Annotated in this window: 18 protein-coding genes and 1 riboswitch; of the genes, 13 read left to right on the top strand and 5 right to left on the bottom strand. The window is 57.7% G+C overall.

The genetic code is table 11. The annotated features are described in order from the left end of the window. The first annotated feature begins 134 nt into the window (after positions 1-134). Both folP and cdaA read left to right on the top strand, forming a co-directional pair. Positions 135-1,031, top strand: a complete 897-nt coding sequence (gene folP / locus J4D97_RS05990; RefSeq protein ID WP_208306784.1) for a dihydropteroate synthase — start codon at positions 135-137, stop codon at positions 1,029-1,031. Then, a complete protein-coding gene (gene cdaA / locus J4D97_RS05985; protein ID WP_185281734.1) occupies positions 1,028-1,855 on the top strand; it encodes a diadenylate cyclase CdaA in 828 nt (275 codons plus the stop codon). The genes folP and cdaA overlap by 4 nt, the downstream gene beginning before the upstream one ends. Positions 1,856-2,102: 247 nt before the next feature. Here cdaA and J4D97_RS05980 read toward each other — a convergent pair whose 3' ends face one another. The 4 genes from J4D97_RS05980 to J4D97_RS05965 all read right to left on the bottom strand — a co-directional run bounded on the left by J4D97_RS05980 (position 2,103) and on the right by J4D97_RS05965 (position 7,301). Then, positions 2,103-3,644 (bottom strand): T9SS type A sorting domain-containing protein, encoded by a 1,542-nt coding sequence (locus J4D97_RS05980; RefSeq protein ID WP_208306783.1) that lies wholly within the window; start codon positions 3,642-3,644, stop codon positions 2,103-2,105. A gap of 407 nt (positions 3,645-4,051) precedes the next feature. Beyond that, complete coding sequence (kbl, locus tag J4D97_RS05975; protein WP_208306782.1) at positions 4,052-5,302, bottom strand: glycine C-acetyltransferase; 1,251 nt, start codon at positions 5,300-5,302, stop codon at positions 4,052-4,054. A 122-nt stretch (positions 5,303-5,424) separates the two neighbouring features. Further along, the gene (msrA, locus tag J4D97_RS05970; RefSeq protein WP_208306781.1) at positions 5,425-6,093 is read right to left on the bottom strand and encodes a peptide-methionine (S)-S-oxide reductase MsrA; all 669 of its coding nucleotides are present in this window, start codon (positions 6,091-6,093) and stop codon (positions 5,425-5,427) included. Between the two features lie 146 nt (positions 6,094-6,239). Further along, positions 6,240-7,301: a patatin-like phospholipase family protein gene (locus J4D97_RS05965; RefSeq protein ID WP_208306780.1), complete on the bottom strand. Its 1,062-nt coding sequence runs from the start codon at positions 7,299-7,301 to the stop codon at positions 6,240-6,242. A 248-nt stretch (positions 7,302-7,549) separates the two neighbouring features. Here J4D97_RS05965 and J4D97_RS05960 point away from each other — a divergent pair, with 248 nt between their 5' ends. From J4D97_RS05960 to J4D97_RS05940, 5 genes are all read left to right on the top strand, one after another. After that, complete coding sequence (locus tag J4D97_RS05960; RefSeq protein WP_208306779.1) at positions 7,550-8,518, top strand: NAD-dependent epimerase/dehydratase family protein; 969 nt, start codon at positions 7,550-7,552, stop codon at positions 8,516-8,518. Positions 8,519-8,637: 119 nt separating this feature from the next. Next, entirely contained in the window at positions 8,638-9,372 is a 735-nt protein-coding gene (locus tag J4D97_RS05955) for a DUF3891 family protein (RefSeq protein WP_208306778.1), read from the top strand. A gap of 59 nt (positions 9,373-9,431) precedes the next feature. Continuing rightward, entirely contained in the window at positions 9,432-10,421 is a 990-nt protein-coding gene (locus tag J4D97_RS05950; RefSeq protein WP_208306777.1) for a YihY/virulence factor BrkB family protein, read from the top strand. Between the two features lie 192 nt (positions 10,422-10,613). After that, positions 10,614-11,753 (top strand): hypothetical protein, encoded by a 1,140-nt coding sequence (locus J4D97_RS05945; protein WP_208306776.1) that lies wholly within the window; start codon positions 10,614-10,616, stop codon positions 11,751-11,753. 53 nt (positions 11,754-11,806) lie between these two features. Beyond that, positions 11,807-12,505: a hypothetical protein gene (locus J4D97_RS05940; RefSeq protein ID WP_208306775.1), complete on the top strand. Its 699-nt coding sequence runs from the start codon at positions 11,807-11,809 to the stop codon at positions 12,503-12,505. Between the two features lie 58 nt (positions 12,506-12,563). On the opposite strand, the gene rlmN is transcribed toward J4D97_RS05940, so the two are convergent. Then, entirely contained in the window at positions 12,564-13,634 is a 1,071-nt protein-coding gene (gene rlmN, locus J4D97_RS05935; protein ID WP_208306774.1) for a 23S rRNA (adenine(2503)-C(2))-methyltransferase RlmN, read from the bottom strand. Between the two features lie 267 nt (positions 13,635-13,901). After that, positions 13,902-13,999, top strand: a riboswitch (TPP riboswitch). 78 nt (positions 14,000-14,077) lie between these two features. Between rlmN and thiS the strand changes: the two genes are divergently transcribed. The 6 genes from thiS to thiH all read left to right on the top strand — a co-directional run bounded on the left by thiS (position 14,078) and on the right by thiH (position 19,988). After that, a complete protein-coding gene (gene thiS, locus J4D97_RS05930; protein WP_185281723.1) occupies positions 14,078-14,284 on the top strand; it encodes a sulfur carrier protein ThiS in 207 nt (68 codons plus the stop codon). A gap of 146 nt (positions 14,285-14,430) precedes the next feature. Then, positions 14,431-16,305 (top strand): phosphomethylpyrimidine synthase ThiC, encoded by a 1,875-nt coding sequence (gene thiC, locus J4D97_RS05925; protein WP_208306773.1) that lies wholly within the window; start codon positions 14,431-14,433, stop codon positions 16,303-16,305. 169 nt (positions 16,306-16,474) lie between these two features. Beyond that, a complete protein-coding gene (locus J4D97_RS05920; protein WP_208306772.1) occupies positions 16,475-17,260 on the top strand; it encodes a hydroxymethylpyrimidine/phosphomethylpyrimidine kinase in 786 nt (261 codons plus the stop codon). Continuing rightward, entirely contained in the window at positions 17,247-17,873 is a 627-nt protein-coding gene (locus J4D97_RS05915; protein WP_208306771.1) for a thiamine phosphate synthase, read from the top strand. The genes J4D97_RS05920 and J4D97_RS05915 overlap by 14 nt, the downstream gene beginning before the upstream one ends. Before the next feature lie 58 nt (positions 17,874-17,931). Continuing rightward, on the top strand, positions 17,932-18,705 hold the full coding sequence (locus J4D97_RS05910; RefSeq protein WP_208306770.1) for a thiazole synthase: 774 nt from the start codon (positions 17,932-17,934) through the stop codon (positions 18,703-18,705). A gap of 131 nt (positions 18,706-18,836) precedes the next feature. Beyond that, on the top strand, positions 18,837-19,988 hold the full coding sequence (thiH, locus tag J4D97_RS05905) for a 2-iminoacetate synthase ThiH (protein ID WP_208306769.1): 1,152 nt from the start codon (positions 18,837-18,839) through the stop codon (positions 19,986-19,988). The last annotated feature ends 33 nt before the right edge of the window (positions 19,989-20,021 follow it).

Genomic DNA, 20,021 nt, shown 5'->3' with positions numbered 1-20,021 from the left:
GGGAAACGAAGGCGTCTGTCATCCTGACGAAGGAAGGACCTTATGACAGCAGAAGGAACCGCGGGCACGATACTCGTTACTATCTCCATCAGGTCCTTCCTTCGTCAGGATGACAGACGACCCACCCCGAAACTATGCTCCAGGCTCCGCAAGATACGTGTTTTTCGCCGAGGCAAACTCTGCGTTGCCCCCATGGTCGGGTGCTGGATTTGGGCCGTCCGCAGGTGATGGGCATCCTCAACCTCACCCCCGATTCGTTCTTCGAGGGTAGCCGGGTAGGGTCTGATGCCGACCTGCTGCACCGCGCCGAAGCCATGCTTACGGCCGGCGCCGCTGTGCTCGACTTGGGTGGCTATTCCTCCCGCCCCGGCGCCGAGGACATCAGCGCCGACGAGGAAAAGCGCCGCGTACTGCCCGCGGTAGAAGCCGTGCGCCGGGCCTTCCCGGAGGCGTTTCTCTCCGTCGACACCTTTCGGGCCAGCGTGGCCTCCGAGGCCGTGGCCGCCGGCGCCGACATCCTCAACGACATCAGCGGCGGCACCCTCGACGACGAAATGCTGACCACCGTGGGCCGCCTGCATGCGCCCTACGTGCTGATGCACATGCGCGGCACGCCCCAAACGATGATTCAACATACTGAATATAGTGGCGACATCGTTACGGAGCTCGTGCGTTATTTCCGCGACAAGCTAACCCATCTGCGCTCCTTCGGAGTGCGCGACGTGCTGCTCGACCCCGGCTTCGGGTTTGCCAAGACGGCTGCTCAGAACCACGAGCTGCTGCGCCGTCTACCCGAGCTAGGGGTGCTGGGCCTGCCCATCCTGGCGGGGCTTTCGCGCAAAGCCATGCTCTACAAACCCTTTGGCCTTACCCCCGATGCTGCACTCACGGGCACGGTGGCCGTCAATACCATTGCCCTGCTCAACGGTGCTCGCCTGCTGCGCGTACACGACGTAGCCGAGGCCATGCAAACCATTCACCTCGTATCGAACACCTACCCCGCCCACCCTTCCCTCCCGCTTTCCCCGTGAGTAGCTCTTTTGCCATCGGCTTCCTGCGCGTCGGCTGGATCGACGTTGTCGACGTGCTGCTCGTGACGGTGCTGTTTTATCAACTCTACAAGCTGCTGACGGGTAGCGTTGCCCTCAAGATTTTCCTGGGGTTGATGTCGCTCTACCTCACCTACCTGGTGGTGAAGGCCGCTGGTATGGAGCTGCTGACCAGCATCTTGGGGCAGTTTATGAGTGTGGGCGTTATTGCGTCGGTGGTGCTGTTTCAGCAGGAAATCCGGCGGTTTTTGCTGAACATCGGCAAGGCCACGGCCCTGGAGCGGGTGCGCATGTTCTCGTGGCGCCGCGAAACCGGCGGGCAGCGCATGAGCATCACGCCGTTTGTGGAAGCTGCTAAAAGCCTGTCGGGCAAGAATACGGGCGCGCTCATCGCCTTCACCATGTCCACGGAGCTGAAGTTCTACGCTGATTCCGGCGACCTGATTGACGCTGCCATCAGCAAACGCCTGCTGATGAGTATTTTCAACAAGACCAGTCCCCTGCACGACGGCGCCGTGATTATCGCCAACGGCCGTATCAACGCCGCTCGCTGCATCCTACCCGTGAGCGAAAACCCTGACGTGCCCGCCTCCATGGGTCTGCGCCACCGTGCCGCCATCGGCCTCACCGAGGTGACAGACGCCGTGGTGCTGGTCGTGAGTGAGGAAACCGGTCAGGTGTCATTAGTGCGTAGCGGCGAGGTATTCCGCAACTTGGCTCCCGCCGACCTGCGTGCCCGCCTCAACGAGTTCCTGTTCAATGCCGCGCCCCGCGCCGCTACTACCCCTACTGACGTAGCGGCGTAGTCTCTTCTGGGAGCTGTCCTGTTTCTCTGTCATCCTGAGCTTGCGAAGGACCTTCTCACGCGAGAACGACAGGCATTGTTAGGCAAAAACATCTGTCATCCTGAACGCAGTGAAGGACCTTCTCACAGCAGAATAAGTCGTTATTTCGACAATCGTTCTGCTGTGAGAAGGTCCTTCACTGCGTTCAGGATGACAGAGAAGTGAAAAATGACAGCCTACCGTAGTGTACTCCGTCCGCCGCTTCGGCTTACCGCTTCACAATGCGTTGCGCCAGGGTAGCATTGGCGGTTTGCACTTGCAGGAGGTACATGCCGGCGGGTAGTGCTTCCAGACGTAGCTGGGGCATGGAGCCATCCGTCACGGCCTGCTCCAGTACCAGTTGGCCCGCCAGATTGCGCAGTTGTGCGCGCGTGCTTCCGGCCGTCAGATTGCGTAGGTCCAGGGTTAGGCAATCGGTGGCGGGGTTGGGGTAGGCTGTTAGGGTAGTAGCAGTGGTAGTAGGAGCATCGGCTACCTGCACGCTGATGATGGGTGCATAATTAGTGCTGCCATCGAGGTCTACCTGCTTCAGGCGGTAGTAGCTGCGGCCCGTGAGGGGGCGTGCATCCGTGCTGGTATAGCGGGTAGGGGCAGCAGTGGTACCAGCACCCTGCACAGTAGCCAGCGATTGGAAGGTGTAGCCATCGGTGCTACGCTCCACCACAAAATGGTCGTTATTTTTCTCCGAAGCCGTGCTCCAAGCCAGTAGGACAGCGTTACCACGCACCTGCGCCGTGAAGCTGGTCAGTTCCACCGGCAGCACCTGATCGACGCAGCCACCGGTTTGCAGATTGGTATTATAGGAGTAGTTGCTGCCGAGTACGCCCGCTAGGGCATCCCAGCCCCTATCGCCAATTATCAAGGAAAGGAGAATGTTGAAGAGACCTTGTTCACACCGGCTCAAATCCAGACGGCCTACCACAGCAAACTTGCCGGAGCCATTTTGGCGGCATAGCTGGTAGCCAGACAGCTTGTCCACAATCACTTTCCCAACGCTTTTGCCATCGGTGGGGCCTTGTACCTCGCCGTCGTTGATGAGTTCGTGCACGGCCAGCTTGCCGGAGTTGAGGAGTAGGGCCACGCCATTGTTGTGACACGTATTGTCCACCTCAATGGTGCCGCAGTTGTTGGTCGTTTTATTGTTGTTGTAGTTGAGGCACTTCCAATAACCCTCATTATAGATCTTGCCCGAGTTATTGGTGTGGCCTTTGAGGATGCAGCTGCTGTAGTTGCGGAAGGTGGTGCCTTCAGCCGTCTGGCAATTCGTAAACGACAGCTGGCCCCAGTTATATACATTACCACCAGTAGTATTCAGATTCAGATCTTGGCACGAAATACTTCCGGTTCTCTCAACCGTAAGGGTGCCAGCCTGCCCCACCGGAATACTGCCGGGGCATGTCCATTTGCCGCTGGTGGTGATGGTAGCGCCGTTACCGTTCCAGTTCACGCCCGCCTTCAGGGTGCCCTTATTGGAGACAACGACCCCGTCGGTGAGGTTGAGATTACCTACTATGGTCTGGCTGGTTGCCGATGTATATAGTGCTCCGTTCTTCCCGAAATTGATGCTGTTGCCTGTGCTCCACACCCCGTTGTTGTACACGGCGCACTTGGTGCCATTCCAGTTGACGCTGCCTGTGAACGTGATACCAGCCGGAATGCATAGCGTCTCATTGTTGCCGAGGGGAAAAGAGTTGTTTCGCGTGCTTTCCGTAACTGTATAGGTATACGTCGTCGGTGTTTGCCCCTGCACGGATACTGGCCTTATCGCGATTATTGACAATAATATAACAAAATAGTTCAATGCCTTAGTAAAGGCACAGCGGTTCGGATACTGGCTGAAGAGCAGCATGGGTAGGAGTGTTTTATATCAAAACGAGAAGTTATAGGACAAATGTAATATAACTTTTCTATTAACAAATATGACTTATATAAATGTAAGCCTATAAAATGCTACGAATATTGATAAAAAACCTTCTTATTGTAACAAATCAGTTTGTAACTATCTCATAATAGGACAATTATCTCAAAGTGAGATGATATAAATATTTTCATAAAAAATAGCCCAGGATTACAATTGCCATGTGGCAACTGTAATCCTGGGCTATCAAGTAGGGTTATAGGCGCTCCTACCCCATCCGTTTTCCGATGGGCTATACTCTATGGCGTATTGGTTACCACTTGGCCAGGCGTGGTTTGGGCTGCGGCGCTACGGTCTTTCAGCGTACCCAGTTCCTGCCCTACCTCCACGAAAGCCGCAATGGCCTTGTCCAGATGCTCGCGGGAATGGGCGGCGGAGAGCTGCACCCGAATGCGGGCCTGGCCCTGCGGCACCACAGGGTAGTAGAAGCCTACCACATAGATGCCTTTTTCCAGCATTTTGGCTGCAAACTCCTGGCTCAGCTTAGCATCATAGAGCATCACGGGTACAATGGGGTGCTCGCCCGGCCGGATGTCGAAGCCAGCTTCCGTCATCTTCTCGCGGAAGTACTTGGTGTTTTCTTCCAGCTGGTCACGCAGTTGGGTGCTTTCGGTCAGCAGTTCCAGCACGCGCAGTGAGGCACCTACAATGGCCGGAGCCAGCGTATTGGAAAACAGGTAGGGCCGGCTGCGCTGGCGCAGCATATCAATAATCTCCTTGCGGCCAGAGGTGAAACCACCCATAGCGCCGCCCAACGCCTTGCCCAGCGTGCCGGTGATGATGTCCACGCGGCCCATCACGTCGCGGTACTCGTGGGTGCCGCGGCCGGTTTTGCCCAGGAAGCCCATCGAGTGGCACTCGTCAATCATCACCAAAGCCTCGTACTTATCAGCCAGGTCGCAGATTTTGTCGAGCTGGGCAATGGTGCCGTCCATCGAGAACGAGCCGTCGGTGACGATGATGCGGTGGCGCGTGCCCTTAGCCTGGGCATCCTGGAGCTGTTTTTCCAGGTCCTCCATGTTATTGTGCTGGTAGCGGTAGCGCTGGGCCTTGCACAGACGCACCCCATCGATGATGCTGGCGTGGTTGAGGGCGTCGGAAATAATAGCGTCCTGCTCGTTGAACAGCGGCTCGAACACGCCGCCGTTGGCGTCGAAAGCAGCAGCGTAGAGAATGGTGTCTTCGGTGCCCAGAAACTCGGCTAGCTTCTGCTCCAGCTCCTTATGGATATCCTGTGTGCCGCAAATAAAGCGCACCGACGACATGCCGTAGCCGTGCGTATCGATGGCCGCTTTGGCCGCCTGCACCACCTCGGGGTGCGACGACAGGCCCAGGTAGTTGTTGGCGCAGAAGTTCAGCACATCGCCCGCTTCCCGCGTTTCAATTTCGGCGCCCTGGGGCGAAGTAATCACGCGCTCCTTTTTATAGAGGCCGTTGTCTTTGATTTCCTGAAGCTGTTTTTCGAGGTCGGATTGCAGGGTAGCGTACATAGGGTAGTAGGTAGTGAAGAAGCGAATAACGCGAAATTACGCGTTCCAATACGTTTAACCCTGACAGGGCTTTGAGCCCCTGTCAGGGTTGCAAGGAGGCGTGCTATGCGCGGCAATACTAATTAGCGGGCTGCTACGTCAGCCTTCAGCAGGTTCGGGAAGGCCTTGCGGAACTTCTCTACTTTAGGCCGCGATACATTGGCGATATAGCCTTGGTTAGGGTTCTTGCGGTAGAAACCCTGGTGGTAGCTCTCAGCAGGCCAGAACTTTTGGATAGGGGTCACTTGCGTCACCACCGGCTCGGTGCCGTAATGACGCGAGGCGTTGATTTTCTTGATTTCGGCCTCAATCTGCTGCTTTTCCTGGGGCGTGCGGTAGAAGGCCACCGAGCGGTACTCCGGGCCGCGGTCGGGACCCTGGTAATTGAGCTCCGTAGGGTTGTGGGCGCCCAGAAAAAATACGTCGAGCAGCTGCTGGTAGCTCACCTGCTTGGGGTCATAGTACACCTGCACCGATTCGGCGTGGCCGGTTCCTTGGCCTGCTACCTCCTCGTAGGTAGGGTTTTGGGCTTTGCCGCCAGCGTAGCCCGCCAAGGTTTCGCGCACACCGCGCACCTCCCGGAAGGTTTCCTGCACGCTCCAGAAGCAACCACCGGCAAACGTAGCTACAGCCAGGCCTTGCGTGTTTTTGGGTAGGGACGCGGGTTTTAGCGCATCAGGCGACTGTTGCTGAGCGCAGGCAGTAGAGGCCACCGTGGCCAATACTAATAAGAGGGATTGAAAGAATTTCATACGAAAGAACAAGACGAAAAAAGACCAAAGCGTGCCGGCAAAAGCGCCAGCAGACTACAGATACATACGTCTTTCTCAACAAACCGGACTGCAAAAAAGCTCCTGCGTAGTAGCCTGTTACCGGTTGCCTGGGTAGCGCCGAGTGCTCAGCGGCTCGCCCGGTTTCGACCAAAAAAGGCCATGGCGCCTTCCCGGCCACTTTGTACCAGCAGCTGTTTCTGCGCCGCCGTCATGCGCTTGATTTTGGGGTTGAAGCCAGCCGTGCTGATGCTCACCGTGCGGGGCCAGTCCTGGGGCTGGGCGGGGTTCAGGTTTTCGATGGAAAGCGAGTAGAGCGCACCCATATAAGAACCGAAGTTCTGAATAGGGTAGGGGGCCAGCTGCTGCCGACCGCTGGGTAGCGTGTCCAAGGCAATCTGCTCGGCGCGGTCGAGGCGCAGGCCCAGGGTTTCGGGGTTGGGGGTAGGGGTAGCCGTTGGGCCAGTGCCGGCGGGCTGGTAGCGCGGGGCGTCGAACAGGTCGATGGGGTAGTTGGCCAGCAGGCCACCATCTACCAACACGTGCACCGGCTGCCCTTTGGCGGGGCGCGTCACCACGTGGCCCTGCATATCCAGCAGTACCGCCCGGAAGTACAGCGGAATGCTCATGCTGATGCGCACGGCATCAGCCACGCGCAGGTCGGGGTGGGTTTCGTAGCTGAACACCTGCACGCGCTGGGTGGTGAGGTTGGTGCCGGTGGTGTATAGGTCGCGGTAGCGGGTAGGCTGTACCAGGGCTAGCTGGTGCAGTTGGCCCAGCGTGAGGTTGGGCTGCTGGGTTTGCTGGCCTACCAGCTCGCTGAGGTACTCCGTAAACTGGTCGCCGCGGTACCAGCCGTATTGCTTCAGGAGACGGTTGCTACCCCCGAAGAAGATGAAGCGCCCGTCGTTGAGGCGCTGCACCGGCGTGCGGTCGATGATGTCGATGATCTGCTGGGACGAATAGCCCACGGCCAGCAGCGCCGCCTGAATAGCCCCCGCCGACGTACCGCCTACCCGCCGGATGTCGGCCAGCACCCCCTGTTCTTCCAGCACCTGCAAGGCCCCGCCGTAGGCAATGCCGCAGATGCCGCCGCCCTCCATCACCAGGTTGCGGTAGGGACTGGCGGGCTGCGCCAGTAGCGGGTTGGTCAGCAACAGAAAAAACAGGATAGCAAGGCAACGCAGCATACAAGGGTAGCAATAAGCACTATTCGGCTTCAAAATAAGCAATGCTTTACAGATAAATGAGTTATAGTCGTTTTGCAACAGTTGTGGTGAAAATGTGAAGAGTGAATTTGTAAATCAATCATCTTTCCTCTTCACAGCTTCACCCTCTACCGCTGCCCCTACGGCCTTGCGGGTAGCGGCACATAAGTTGCCTACCCGGTATCTTTGCATCGACCACCTGCTTCACGTTTTTACTCCATTTGTTTTCTATGGCTACCACCCCCGCCGAACCTGCTACCATTCTCGTTATTGGCGCTTGCGGCCAACTAGGTCTGGAACTCACTGAGGCGCTGCGCCAGCGCTACGGCGCGGCCCAGGTAATAGCCGCCGACGTGCGCCCACCCCAGCAGCCAGAGTTGTTGCATGGTGGCCCGTTTGAGCTGTTGGACGTGCTGGACCGCGCCCGCCTGTTTGCGCTGGTGCAGCAGTACCGCCCACGCCAAATCTACCACTTGGTTGCCATGCTCTCGGCCACCGCCGAGAAGCATCCGCAGGTGGCCTGGAAGCTGAACATGGATGGGTTGCTGAACGTGTTGGATGTGGCCGTGGAGTACCAGGTAGCGCAAGTCTATTGGCCCAGCAGCATCGCTGTGTTCGGCCCCGATACGCCCCGCACGCACACGCCCCAGCTCACCGTGATGAACCCCAACACGGTGTACGGCATCAGCAAGCTGGCCGGCGAGCAGTGGTGCGAGTGGTATCATCAGAAATACGGCCTCGATGTACGCAGTCTGCGCTATCCTGGTCTCATCGGCTACAAGAGCCTACCCGGCGGCGGCACCACCGACTACGCCGTGGACATCTACCACAAAGCGGTGGCCGGCGAAAACTTCGAGTGCTTTCTTCAGGAAGACACCGAGCTGCCCATGATGTACATGCCCGACGCCCTGCGCGCTACCCTAGACCTGATGCACGCCCCCGCCGAGCAGATTCTGATTCGCTCTTCATACAACCTGAGCGGCATGAGCTTCTCGCCCCAGGAAATTGCAGCCAGCATCCGGCGCCACGTACCCGGGTTTGAGGTTTCCTACCGCCCCGATACCCGCCAGCAGATTGCCGACTCCTGGCCCCGCAGCATCGACGACTCCCGGGCCCGCCAGGACTGGGGCTGGCAGCCGGAGTTCGACCTGGATAAGATGACCGCCGATATGCTGGCGCACTTGGCCGTGAGCGTGTAGCTTTTTCGCAGAGGTACGCAGAGAAAAGGCGCCGAGGTTCGCAGAGTTCAACGATTATCGTGCGCTGCGAACCTCGGCGCTTTCCCTCTGCGTACCTCTGCGAGAAACGTACTCCTCGCATGATTGTCAACCCTACCCCTACCGGCTGGCAGGTTATCTACCAGCAAGCCCACGCCCTGCTGGCCGCCCAACTAGCCTGGCAGTGGCCACCTTTCCTACCCACCGACCGCTGGGTAGGGCTGCTGGCTGCCACCGCTCAGCACGACGACGAGCAGCAGCGCTGGCGCGGCCACTACGGCCTCACCGCCGCCGGCGCCCCCGCCGACTTCACCCAAAAAGAATTTTCCCTGGAGCAAGCCGAGGGCGTAATGCGCGCGGCCCGCTTTCAGGGGCAGTGGCGCAGCCTGCTTACCAGCTTGCACCTGAGCTTTTTGTATGAGCCACAGCGCGGAGAAAATACGCAGCAAGATGCCTTCCTGGACGAGCAGCAGGCCCAGCAAACGCAATGGCGCCGCGCCCTGCACGTCACCAAAGCCGAGGCCCAGCGTGCCTACGCCCTGCTCCAATGGTGCGACCGGCTCTCCCTGATTTTGTGCCGGCAGGAATTGCCCGAACGAGGACGGGCGCTCGAAATCAGCGAGGGGCCAGACGGGAAACGGTATACCGTGCACCGCCCTACCCCCGAAGGACCGGTGCTGGTATCGCCCTGGCCCTTTGCGGCCTCAGAATTCGACGTGACGGTGGAGGCCAGTCAGCTGCACGAGTTGCAGTTTCAGGACGATGCAGCGCTGACGGCGGCCCTGCACGCGGCCCCCATCGAAACGCTACAGTGGGGCCTACGGCGGCAGCATTAGCTAACTCATCGCCTGGTAGTGCGTACTAGTGAACAATCTTCACCTGTAACAACTGCTACATGGCAACTCGGTATACTGCTGCTAATCTGGGCTCTATCCTCAAATGCACGGCCAGTAATTTTATTGAAAACAACTCCCTTCGCCTAGCTGGCGCATTGGCCTACAACGCCATTTTCTCGTTGCCACCGCTGCTGTTGATTGTTATCACAGCGGCCAGCACCTTTCTGGATCAGGACGCCGTTACGGGCAAGCTTTTCACTCAGATTGATGGTCTAGTAGGGGCTAAGGCCGCAGCTACCATTCAGGATTCCATTCGCACCTTCAATCAACAGCAGCAGGGCGGCATATCGGCCATCATTGGTGTCGGCACGCTGATTTTTGCAGCTACTACATTCTTTGTCACGTTGCAGGAAAGCATCAACAGCATCTGGAACGTGAAGGCTAAGCCCGATACGACCACGGGCAGCGCCTGGAATTTCGTTCGCGACCGGCTCCTGTCATTTGGTTTGATTTTGAGTGTGGCGTTGCTTCTGCTGATGTCATTCGTTATCAGCGCCTTGCTTACGGCATTCACAGACTATCTGTCCCGCCTTCTGCCCGGTATCACGGTGGTGTTAATTAAGGTGATTGACTTTGTGGTATCGTTGGGCGTTACCAGCCTACTGTTTGCCATGATTTACCGCTACCTACCAGACGCCATCATTCGCTGGCGCGATGTACGGATTGGCGCCCTGATTACCGGTACTCTGTTTCTGTTGGGTAAGTATCTGATATCTTTCTATATATCTAATTTTGATCCGGGTTCAGCCTATGGTGCGGCGGGTTCCATCATCGTGCTACTGGTCTGGATCTATTACTCTTCCCTCATCATCTTCTTCGGGGCCGAATTCACGCAGGAATACGCTGCTGCCTACGGACAGCGCGTGCAGCCCAAGGCCCACGCCGTGCGCATTGAAACCCGCGAAGTGCCTTTCCACAAAACAGAAGACAGTATAGACAGCGGCCGGCCAGAGCCCGAGGGTGTTTGGCGAGATACGAAGCGAAAGTAGATTGTAAAAGTCTAATAAGTAAAAGAGAAACTATATTAGAAGGTTCTGATATACAAATAGCTATACTGAAAAAAGATAGCTTAATCGGGCATATGTAACGTCTAATTCTCTATACGAATGTTGATGTGCGAACGAGAAAGTAGATAACAAAAGTGCTAGGTTTGAGGGCTTTGCATTCTACTTCTTATTCCAATGCGTCTACAGGGAATTGCAGCCTGCTTGGTTGCTATAACTAGCTGGTGTAGCCTTACTGCTCGTGCCCAACAATCCACTGGGAGCAGCCATACCTACGTGGTAAGCTCGCAGGTAGGTGAAGTAATCGACCACCAAGAAAAGGTCCGATTTGGTCTATTCCCGTACTATGCGGCCGACGATTTTAAGGAGGCTCGGTTCCTGCAATATTTCAGTGCCGATAGCTCTAGCAACTCCGTGGTGCTACAGGCTACCATGCGCAGTGGCGAGCTAAAGACCCGTCGGTTCACCGAAAGCGAGTTGCAAGATGTTCGCCGTCAGATTGAGGGGCGTAGTCAGGAGTTGCAGCAGTATGGCGCCCGGAACGCAGTAGCTGGCGACTCCATTGGAGGTACCTACTCGGTGGAGCTGCGTTCCGGTACCAGTTTCGTAGGGGTGTTGCTGGCACGCAACGATAACGAGTTAGAGTTTGATGCCCAGGATATTGGTCGGGTTTCGATTCAGAAGAGCAATATTCGCAGTATGCAGTTGCTTTCTGAAACGCAGCTGCGCAAAGGCTGGGAGCCCGTGGGCAATGGTACGCGCATGTTTTTCGCACCTACAGCCCGCAATTTGCGCAGGGGTGAAGGCTACGTGCAGGATATCAACATTGTATTGCTCGGTGCCAACTACGGCATCACGGACCACATCTCAATCGGGGCGCTGGTTCCCGCCCTTCCAGGGGTAGGCCTCAACGTATTCGCCATTACGCCGAAAGTTTCGGTGCCGATTAGCGAGAAGTTTCACGTGGGCGGAGGGCTGCTTTATGCCTTTGCATTTGGCTCTGGGGGAGGTATTGCCTACGGTGTGGGCACCTATGGTACCGCCGACAATAATGCAACGCTGGGCCTGGGGTATCTGGTTGGAAGCGGTGATGTTGATGCCTCACCAGTTGTGTTGGTGGGTGGAGCCACCCGCATTTCCCGACGGTTTTCGCTGCTGAATGAAACCTATATTACCGATGGCTTTCTAGCCGGGTTGGTAGGCGCCCGAGTGTCAGCCGCCCGTGTCAGTGGAAGTCTAGGTTTTATCTACGGTACAGGCATACCTATTTTGCCGGCTTACTTAGAAGTAGCCTATCGTTTTGGGCGAGTACGGTGAGTAGTAGCCGTAATAATTGTCGTGCTTGACGTAGCATATTCGCATTATACTTTATGAAGTCACTATTCTTCTATTCCTTCTTACTCTCCTTTTCGTGGTGTATTACATGCTATGCTGGCACGTCGCCAACAGCTCCCGATTCTATTTCGGGTCAAACGCAACTTATCAAGCAGATTGCTGCTGAAGCATGCCAGCAAATGGCTGCCGACAAACAACAGGACTCCTTCGCTACCATGCGTCCTCCGCAAGCGCAGGACACTTTCGAAAAAATACTACTAGCGACAATCAAACGGAGAGAAAGCACTATCCGACAGGTAGCGCGACGGAGTAACGTGCCAGGAGCCTACGAACAGCTATTAGGGAGTTTAGCGACTCTGGTTTCGGTGCAATTGGTCAGAACGTGTCCGGATGCTACCACGCTTTATGGTCGATTTGCAGGCGCACGGAGTGCTGAGCCTACCCCCACCGAACAAGCGCTTATACAAGAATGGGGCGATGAGCTGTGTCAGCGTCTGGCCGCTTTACAGAAAGCAGGACGTTTACAGGGCAAAACGTCTGCCGAATGCCTAGAGCTTTTTCACCAAGAATATACTGCTTCTCTTACAAAGCGCGGCCCTCAGACTATGCAGGTATACGGCTCAGATGCTAATAGTCAGATGGTTGTAGACTTATTGAGTAACCGAATTACCCAGTACATGCAGCAACACTGTCTGCAAACGCTTCTGTTGCTGCGCGGAACGGATGCGAAATAAACAAGAAGGCCGCTGGTAGTTGCTACCAGCGGCCTTCTTGTTCAAGAATTGCGCTTTACTACGCAACGGCTTCTGCCTTCTCCTTCACTGCCAGCTGTCCGCAGGCCGCGTCGATATCTTTACCGCGTGAGCGGCGCACGTTGGTTTGCACGCCCCGGTCGGCGAGGTACTTGTGGAAAGCTACCAGCTTATCGTCGGCGGTGTTGATGTAGTCGGCGTTTTCGATGGGATTATACTCGATCAGGTTCACCTTGCAGGGTAGCCACTTCGAAATCTGGAACAGCTCCTCGGCGTCTTGCAGCGTGTCGTTGAAGCTCTCGAACACGATGTACTCGTAGGTGACTTTGCGGCCGGTTTTCTGGTGGTAGTACTGCAACGCTTCCTTCAGCGCGGCCAGGGAGTTAGCTTCGTTGATGGGCATGATTTCGTTGCGCTTGGTATCGTTAGGAGCGTGCAACGACAGGGCCAGGTTGGCCTTCACGTCGTCGTCGGCCAGCTTCTTGATCATCTTGGCAATGCCGGCCGTGCTGATGGTGATGCGGCGCGGGGCCATATTCAGGCCATCGGGGGCAGTGATGCGGCGCACGCTTTCCACTACGTTGGCGTAGTTCAGTAGCGGCTCGCCCATGCCCATGTACACGATGTTGGTGAGCGGCGTGCCGTACTGCGCCTCGCACTGCTCCCGGATACGCACTACCTGATCATAGATTTCGGCCGCGTCGAGGTTGCGCTTGCGGTCCATGTAGCCGGTAGCGCAAAACTTGCACGTGAGCGAGCAGCCTACCTGCGACGAGATACAGGCCGTCATGCGCGTGTCGTGGGGGATGAGCACGCCTTCTACCACGTTGCCATCATACAGCCGAAACGCCGACTTAATGGTACCGTCGTTGGAGAGCTGCTTGTTTTGCACCTGCACGCCATTGATGACGAAGTGACGGGCCAGTAACTCGCGGGTAGCCAGTGAGATATTATTCATCTCCTCGAAGGAGCCGGCCGTGTTTTTCCACAACCACTCCGTCACCTGCTTGGCACGAAAGGGCTTTTCGCCGTGCTCGACCATGAAGGTTTTCAGGTCGTCGGCGGAGACTTTGCGAATGTCGCGCTTGGAAACTACGGGCAGCTCTATCATAACCGCAAAGATACAACATGCGCGGCGGTTGGGTTCCCGAAAATCTTCGACTTCTACTAGCTTTTAGTTGTGTACAGGGTAGAGACACAACCTATTGTGTCGTATTGGTGCGGCTGTTGGTAGGTTGGTGCAGTTCCATTTGGTCAGTGGTGAGACGCAGTAGGTTGTGGCGCTACCTTGTGCCTATGTCCGTTTTGGAAACGGATAGCCCGAATTTTATAACTGCCTACCGTGGTGCATTCCTCAAAATAACGCCTACCTTACCGGCCTAAACTTTAGGGGTGTTCTGCTACGAGCGGGACTGAGAAATACCCTTGGAACCTGATCCAGGTAATGCTGGCGAAGGGAAAAGTGCAAGAAGCGGACGCCTCCTTGGGCCCGCACGGGCGTGCGCCACCTGAAGTTTATTGTTTCTGACAGCCAACCAACTACCCGTTGCTTGTATGCTTCTCTATGTCAACAATAAACCGCACGAATCCTGCCTGCCTACCCCCACGCTGGCTGATACCCTCCTCGATTTGCAGCTCGCCGAACAGCGCGGCATTGCCGTGGCCGTGAACGACGCCGTGGTGCCCCGCGCCGAGTGGATGCGCCACCAATTGCGTGCCCAAGACCGCATCACTGTTATCCGCGCCACGCAGGGCGGGTAGGGGCGCGTCTGTCATCCTGAGCGCAGCGAAGGACCTTCTCACGGGAGATAGTGACTATCTCACGCAAGGTCGTTCTCCCGTGAGAAGGTCCTTCGCTGCGCTCAGGATGACAAACAGACAGGTAACCGTCAACCATCCCAGATTTTATGAAACAAGACCAAGCACCCCAGCAGACGCTGGTGGAGCGCCAGCCGCTTACTGGCTCGCGCAAACTCTACGTTCCCGGCCAGCTCTACCCCAACATTCGGGTGGCGATGCGCGAAATCATGCTGAGTGACACCAAGCGCCAGTTCGACTTCACGAACCTCACCGAGCAAAACCCGCCCGTGACGGTGTACGACACCAGCGGCCCCTACACTGACCCCAACGTGGAAATCGACCTGAAAAAAGGCCTGCCACGCCTGCGCGAAGAGTGGATTTTGGGTAGGGAAGATGTGGAAATGCTACCCGGCACCTCGTCGGAATACGGGCAGCAGCGCGCCGCCGATACCGCGTTGGACCACCTGCGTTTTGAGCACATCCGGCCGCCGCGGCGGGCCAAGGCGGGCCGCAACGTGTCGCAGATGCACTACGCCAAGCAAGGCATCATCACGCCCGAAATGGAGTACATCGCCATTCGGGAAAATCAGCGCATCGACCAACTAGCCGCCGATGATGCGCTGCGGGTGCAGCACTCCGGCCATAGTTTCGGGGCCAACACGCCGCAGGGCCACATCACGCCGGAGTTTGTGCGCCAGGAGGTAGCGGCGGGTAGGGCCGTGATTCCGTGTAACATCAACCACCCGGAAAGCGAGCCGATGATTATCGGGCGCAACTTCTTGGTGAAAATCAACACCAACATCGGCAACTCGGCCGTGACGTCGAGCATTGAGGAAGAGGTAGATAAGGCCGTGTGGAGCTGCCGCTGGGGTGGCGATACGCTGATGGACCTGAGCACGGGCAAGAACATCCACGAAACCCGCGAGTGGATTATCCGCAACTGCCCGGTGCCGGTGGGCACGGTGCCCATCTACCAAGCGCTGGAGAAGGTGAACGGCAAGGCCGAGGACCTGACCTGGGAGCTGTTCCGCGATACGCTCATCGAGCAGGCCGAGCAGGGCGTGGACTACTTCACCATCCACGCCGGGGTGCGCCTTCCCTACATCCCGATGACCGTCAAGCGCGTGACCGGCATTGTGTCGCGCGGCGGTTCCATCATGGCGAAGTGGTGCCTGGCCCACCACCAAGAGAGCTTCCTCTACACGCACTTCGAAGAAATCTGCGAAATCATGAAGGCCTACGACGTGGCCTTCTCGCTGGGCGACGGCCTGCGCCCCGGCTCCATTGCCGATGCCAACGACGCGGCGCAGTTCGCGGAGCTAGAAACCCTGGGTGAGCTGACCAAAATTGCTTGGGCGCACGATGTGCAGGTGATGATAGAAGGTCCCGGCCACGTGCCCATGCACCTGATTAAGGAGAACATGGAGAAGCAGTTGAAGGAGTGCCATGAAGCGCCGTTCTATACGCTCGGTCCGCTCACTACTGATATTGCCCCCGGCTATGACCACATCACCTCGGCCATTGGCGCGGCCATGATTGGCTGGTTTGGTACGGCCATGCTTTGCTACGTGACGCCTAAGGAACACCTCGGCCTACCCAACAAGCAGGACGTGAAGGACGGCGTGATTGCCTACAAGATTGCCGCCCACGCCGCCGACCTCGCCAAAGGCCACCCGGGAGCCCAATACCGCGACAATGCCCTGAGCAAAGCCCGCTTCGAGTTCCGCTGGGAAGACCAGTTCAACCTAAGCCTGGACCCCGACACCGCCCGCGAGTACCACGACGAAACCCTACCCGCCGACGGCGCCAAAGTGGCGCACTTCTGCTCGATGTGCGGCCCGCATTTCTGCTCTATGAAAATCACGCAGGAAGTCCGTGACTTCGCCGCCAAGCAAGACCTAACCGCCGCTGAGGCGTTGACGAAAGGCATGGTGGAAAAGTCGCGGGAGTTCGTGGAGAAGGGTAGTGAGATTTATCTGTAACCAAAAACCATCTGTCATCCTGAGCTTGCGAAGGACCTTATCACGTGTGAACGACGAAATAGAACGTCATGTCGAGCGGAGCGAGACATCTCGTGTGCTAATGCTGGATAATGACATGATTATCTGACGTGAGAAGGTCCTTCGCAAGCTCAGGATGACAGAAAAAACAATGTCTCAACCACCTCGCCCCTACGTTCTCAGCCTTGCCGGTTTCGACCCCAGCGGCGGGGCCGGCTTGCTGGCCGACTGCAAGACCTTCGAGCAGCGCGGCGTGTACGGCTTTGGCGTGTGCACGGCCCTCACGGTACAGAGCGACGTGCAGTTTGAGCGCGTGCAATGGATGCCGCTTGCCGACATTCAGGCGCAAGCCCGGCCGCTACTAGAGCGCTTCGGGGTAGGGTGGGCGAAGATTGGACTGGTAGAAAGTCTGGCTGAGTTGCCGGAACTGCTTCGGTGGTTACGGGCGCAAAGCCCGGCTATTGGTGTGGTGTGGGACCCGGTGCTGAAGGCCAGCGCCGGCTACGACTTTCACGCCGGTCCGGCGCCGGAGTTGGTGGCAGAAGTCTGCACCGCCCTAGCCCTGATTACGCCTAATCAACCCGAGATGCGGCGCCTGTGGCCGGCCGCCGCCACCGCCGAAGAAGCAGCCGCCGTCGTGAGTGCCTACTGCTCGGTGTTGCTGAAAGGCGGCCACGCCGAGGGCTCTGAAGCTACCGATGTGCTGTACCAGAACGGCCGGGAGGTAGCACGTTTTACTACGCCGCGCCTACCCCACGGCGAAAAGCACGGCAGTGGCTGCGTGTTGTCGGCAGCCATTGTGGCGGGGCTGGCACGAGGCGAGTCGCTAGTGGAGGCCTGCCGGTCGGGCAAGGCGTACACGGCGCGGGTGCTGGCCAGCAATGAGACGTTGTTGGGGTATCATTTTCAGAACGAACACGAGTATGCAAATCCGTAATCTTCACTATATCACTACCTCCCCTGAGCAAGCCGAGCGAGCCTGCCTTGGTGGCGTGCGCTGGGTGCAGCTGCGCGTGAAGAACACGCCCTACCCCGAATGGAAGCAACTGGCGCTGGATACGCAGGCCGTTTGCCGCCGCCACGATGCCACGTTCATCCTCAACGACAACCCGCAACTGGCGCTGGAAATTGGCGCTGATGGTGTGCACCTGGGCAAGGAGGACACGCCGCCCGCCGAAGCCCGCGCCCTGCTTGGGCAGGAGTTCATCATCGGCGGCACGGCCAACACGTTTGCCGATATCGAAGGCTTGGTGACGGCTGGAGTCGACTACATTGGGTTGGGGCCGTTTCGCTTCACGACGACTAAGGAGAAGCTAAGCCCGATTTTGGGACTGGCGGGTTATGAAACGCTGCTGGCGCAACACCGTGCTGCTGGCTTTCCTACCCCCGTCATCGGCATTGGTGGCATTACGCTGGCCGATGTGGCGCCGCTGCTGGCGGTTGGGCTGCATGGTGTAGCGATATCGGGGGCTATTACGGCGGCTCCTGATCCTGCGGTAGCAGCAGGACAATTTGTTGACTGTCTGCCTGTTTTGACGGCAGCTTTGTGAGGACGCGCGTGTACAACGACGGGCGCCTGCAAGGCGCCCCTACCTTAGTTTTTACCCTATGAAAACGCAACCCCTCGTACTTGCCGGCCGCACGTTTACCTCACGCCTGTTCACCGGCACGGGCAAGTTTAGCTCAACTGAGTTAATGGAAGAAGCCCTACTGGCCTCCGGCTCGGAGCTGGTAACGGTGGCCCTAAAGCGCGTGGACGTGGCCGATACGAACGACGACATTCTGAGTCATTTGGCGCACCCTCAGTTCAGCCTGCTGCCCAATACCTCGGGCGTGCGCACGGCCAAAGAGGCCGTTTTTGCTGCCCAACTGGCCCGCGAGGCGCTGGAAACCAATTGGCTCAAGCTCGAAATTCACCCCGACCCCAAGTACCTGCTGCCCGATCCGGTGGAAACCCTGAAAGCGGCCGAGGAGCTGGTGAAGCTGGGTTTCGTGGTGCTACCCTACATCCACGCCGACCCTGTGCTGTGCAAGCGTTTGGAGGAGGTAGGGGTAGCCGCCGTGATGCCGCTCGGTTCGCCCATCGGCTCTAATAAAGGCTTGTTGACCAGGGACTTTCTGGAAATTATCATTGGCCAGAGTAAGGTGCCGGTGGTAGTAGATGCCGGCATTGGGGCGCCCTCGCATGCGGCGGCGGCGCTGGAAATGGGGGCTGATGCAGTGCTGGTGAATACGGCCATTGCCGTGGCCGGTCAGCCGGTACAGATGGCTCACGCGTTCCGGATGGCCGTGGAAGCCGGCCGCTTGGCTTATGCGGCGCGGCTGGCCGCGCCGGTGGCGCACGCTGAGGCAAGTAGCCCGCTCACGGCATTTTTAGACTAGAACTACTTCAAGAAAGACCGTCATGCTGAGCTTGTCGAAGCATCTCTACCGCTTCGTTGAATTATCGTTACAACGAAGCGGTAGAGATGCTTCGACAAGCTCAGCATGACGGTCTGCATAAACCTACAGTCATGAGCTTCCGCCCGATTTTCGAGGCCCACCACTGGGACGATGTCAAAGCCAGCATCTACGCCAAAACCGCCGCCGATGTGGAGCGCGCCCTGGCCGCACCGCGCCGTACGCTGGACGACTTTAAAGCCCTGATTTCGCCTGCTGCGGTGCCCTACCTTGAGCAGATGGCGAGGCTCAGTCAGCAGCTCACGCGCAAGCGGTTTGGCAATACGGTGCAGCTCTATGTGCCGCTGTATCTGAGCAATGAGTGCCAAAACATCTGCACCTACTGTGGCTTCAGCCTCGATAATAAAATCCGCCGGCGCACGCTCAGCAGCGTGGAGATGTTGCAGGAAGCGCAGGTGCTGAAGGCGTGGGGCTACGAGCACGTGCTGCTGGTAACCGGCGAGGCCAACCAGACCGTGGGCGTCGACTACCTCGAGAAAGCCCTGCACACGCTGCGGCCGCACTTCGCGCATCTATCGATGGAAGTGCAGCCGCTGGATAAGGAGGAGTATGAGCGGCTGATTCCGGCAGGGTTGAACACAGTGCTGGTGTACCAGGAAACCTACCATCAGCAGGATTACAAAAAGCACCACCCCAAGGGCAAGAAGTCAAACTTCTACTACCGCCTCGACACGCCCGACCGCCTGGGTAGGGCCGGCGTGCACAAGATGGGGCTAGGCGTGCTGTTCGGCCTGGAAGACTGGCGCACCGACAGCTTCTTCACTGCCCTGCACCTCGACTACCTTGAACGTACCTACTGGCAGACCAAGTACAGCCTCTCTTTCCCGCGCCTGCGCCCCGCTGAGGGCCTCTTGCAGCCGAAAGTGGAGATGAGTGACCTGGAACTGGTGCAGCTCATCTGCGCCTACCGTCTGCTGAATGAGGAAGTGGAGCTGTCTATCTCGACCCGCGAAACCCCTACCTTCCGCAACAACATTATTCGCCTGGGCATCACCAGCATCAGCGCCGGCTCCAAAACCAATCCTGGTGGCTACGCGGTAGCGCCAGAGTCGTTGGAGCAGTTTGAAATCAGCGACGAGCGCAGCCCGGCGGAAATTGCGGCTATGATTCGGCGGCAGGGCTATGAGCCGGTGTGGAAAGACTGGGACGCGGCGTTGGCGCCGGCACCCATACAACCGGCATCTACCTCGGCCCTGTCATCCTGAGCGCAGCGAAGGATCTTCTCACGCATGAATAGC

This window comes from Hymenobacter defluvii, from assembly GCF_017589435.1.
GTDB lineage: Bacteria > Bacteroidota > Bacteroidia > Cytophagales > Hymenobacteraceae > Hymenobacter > Hymenobacter profundi.
This window is presented reverse-complemented; position numbering and strand designations above follow the sequence as displayed.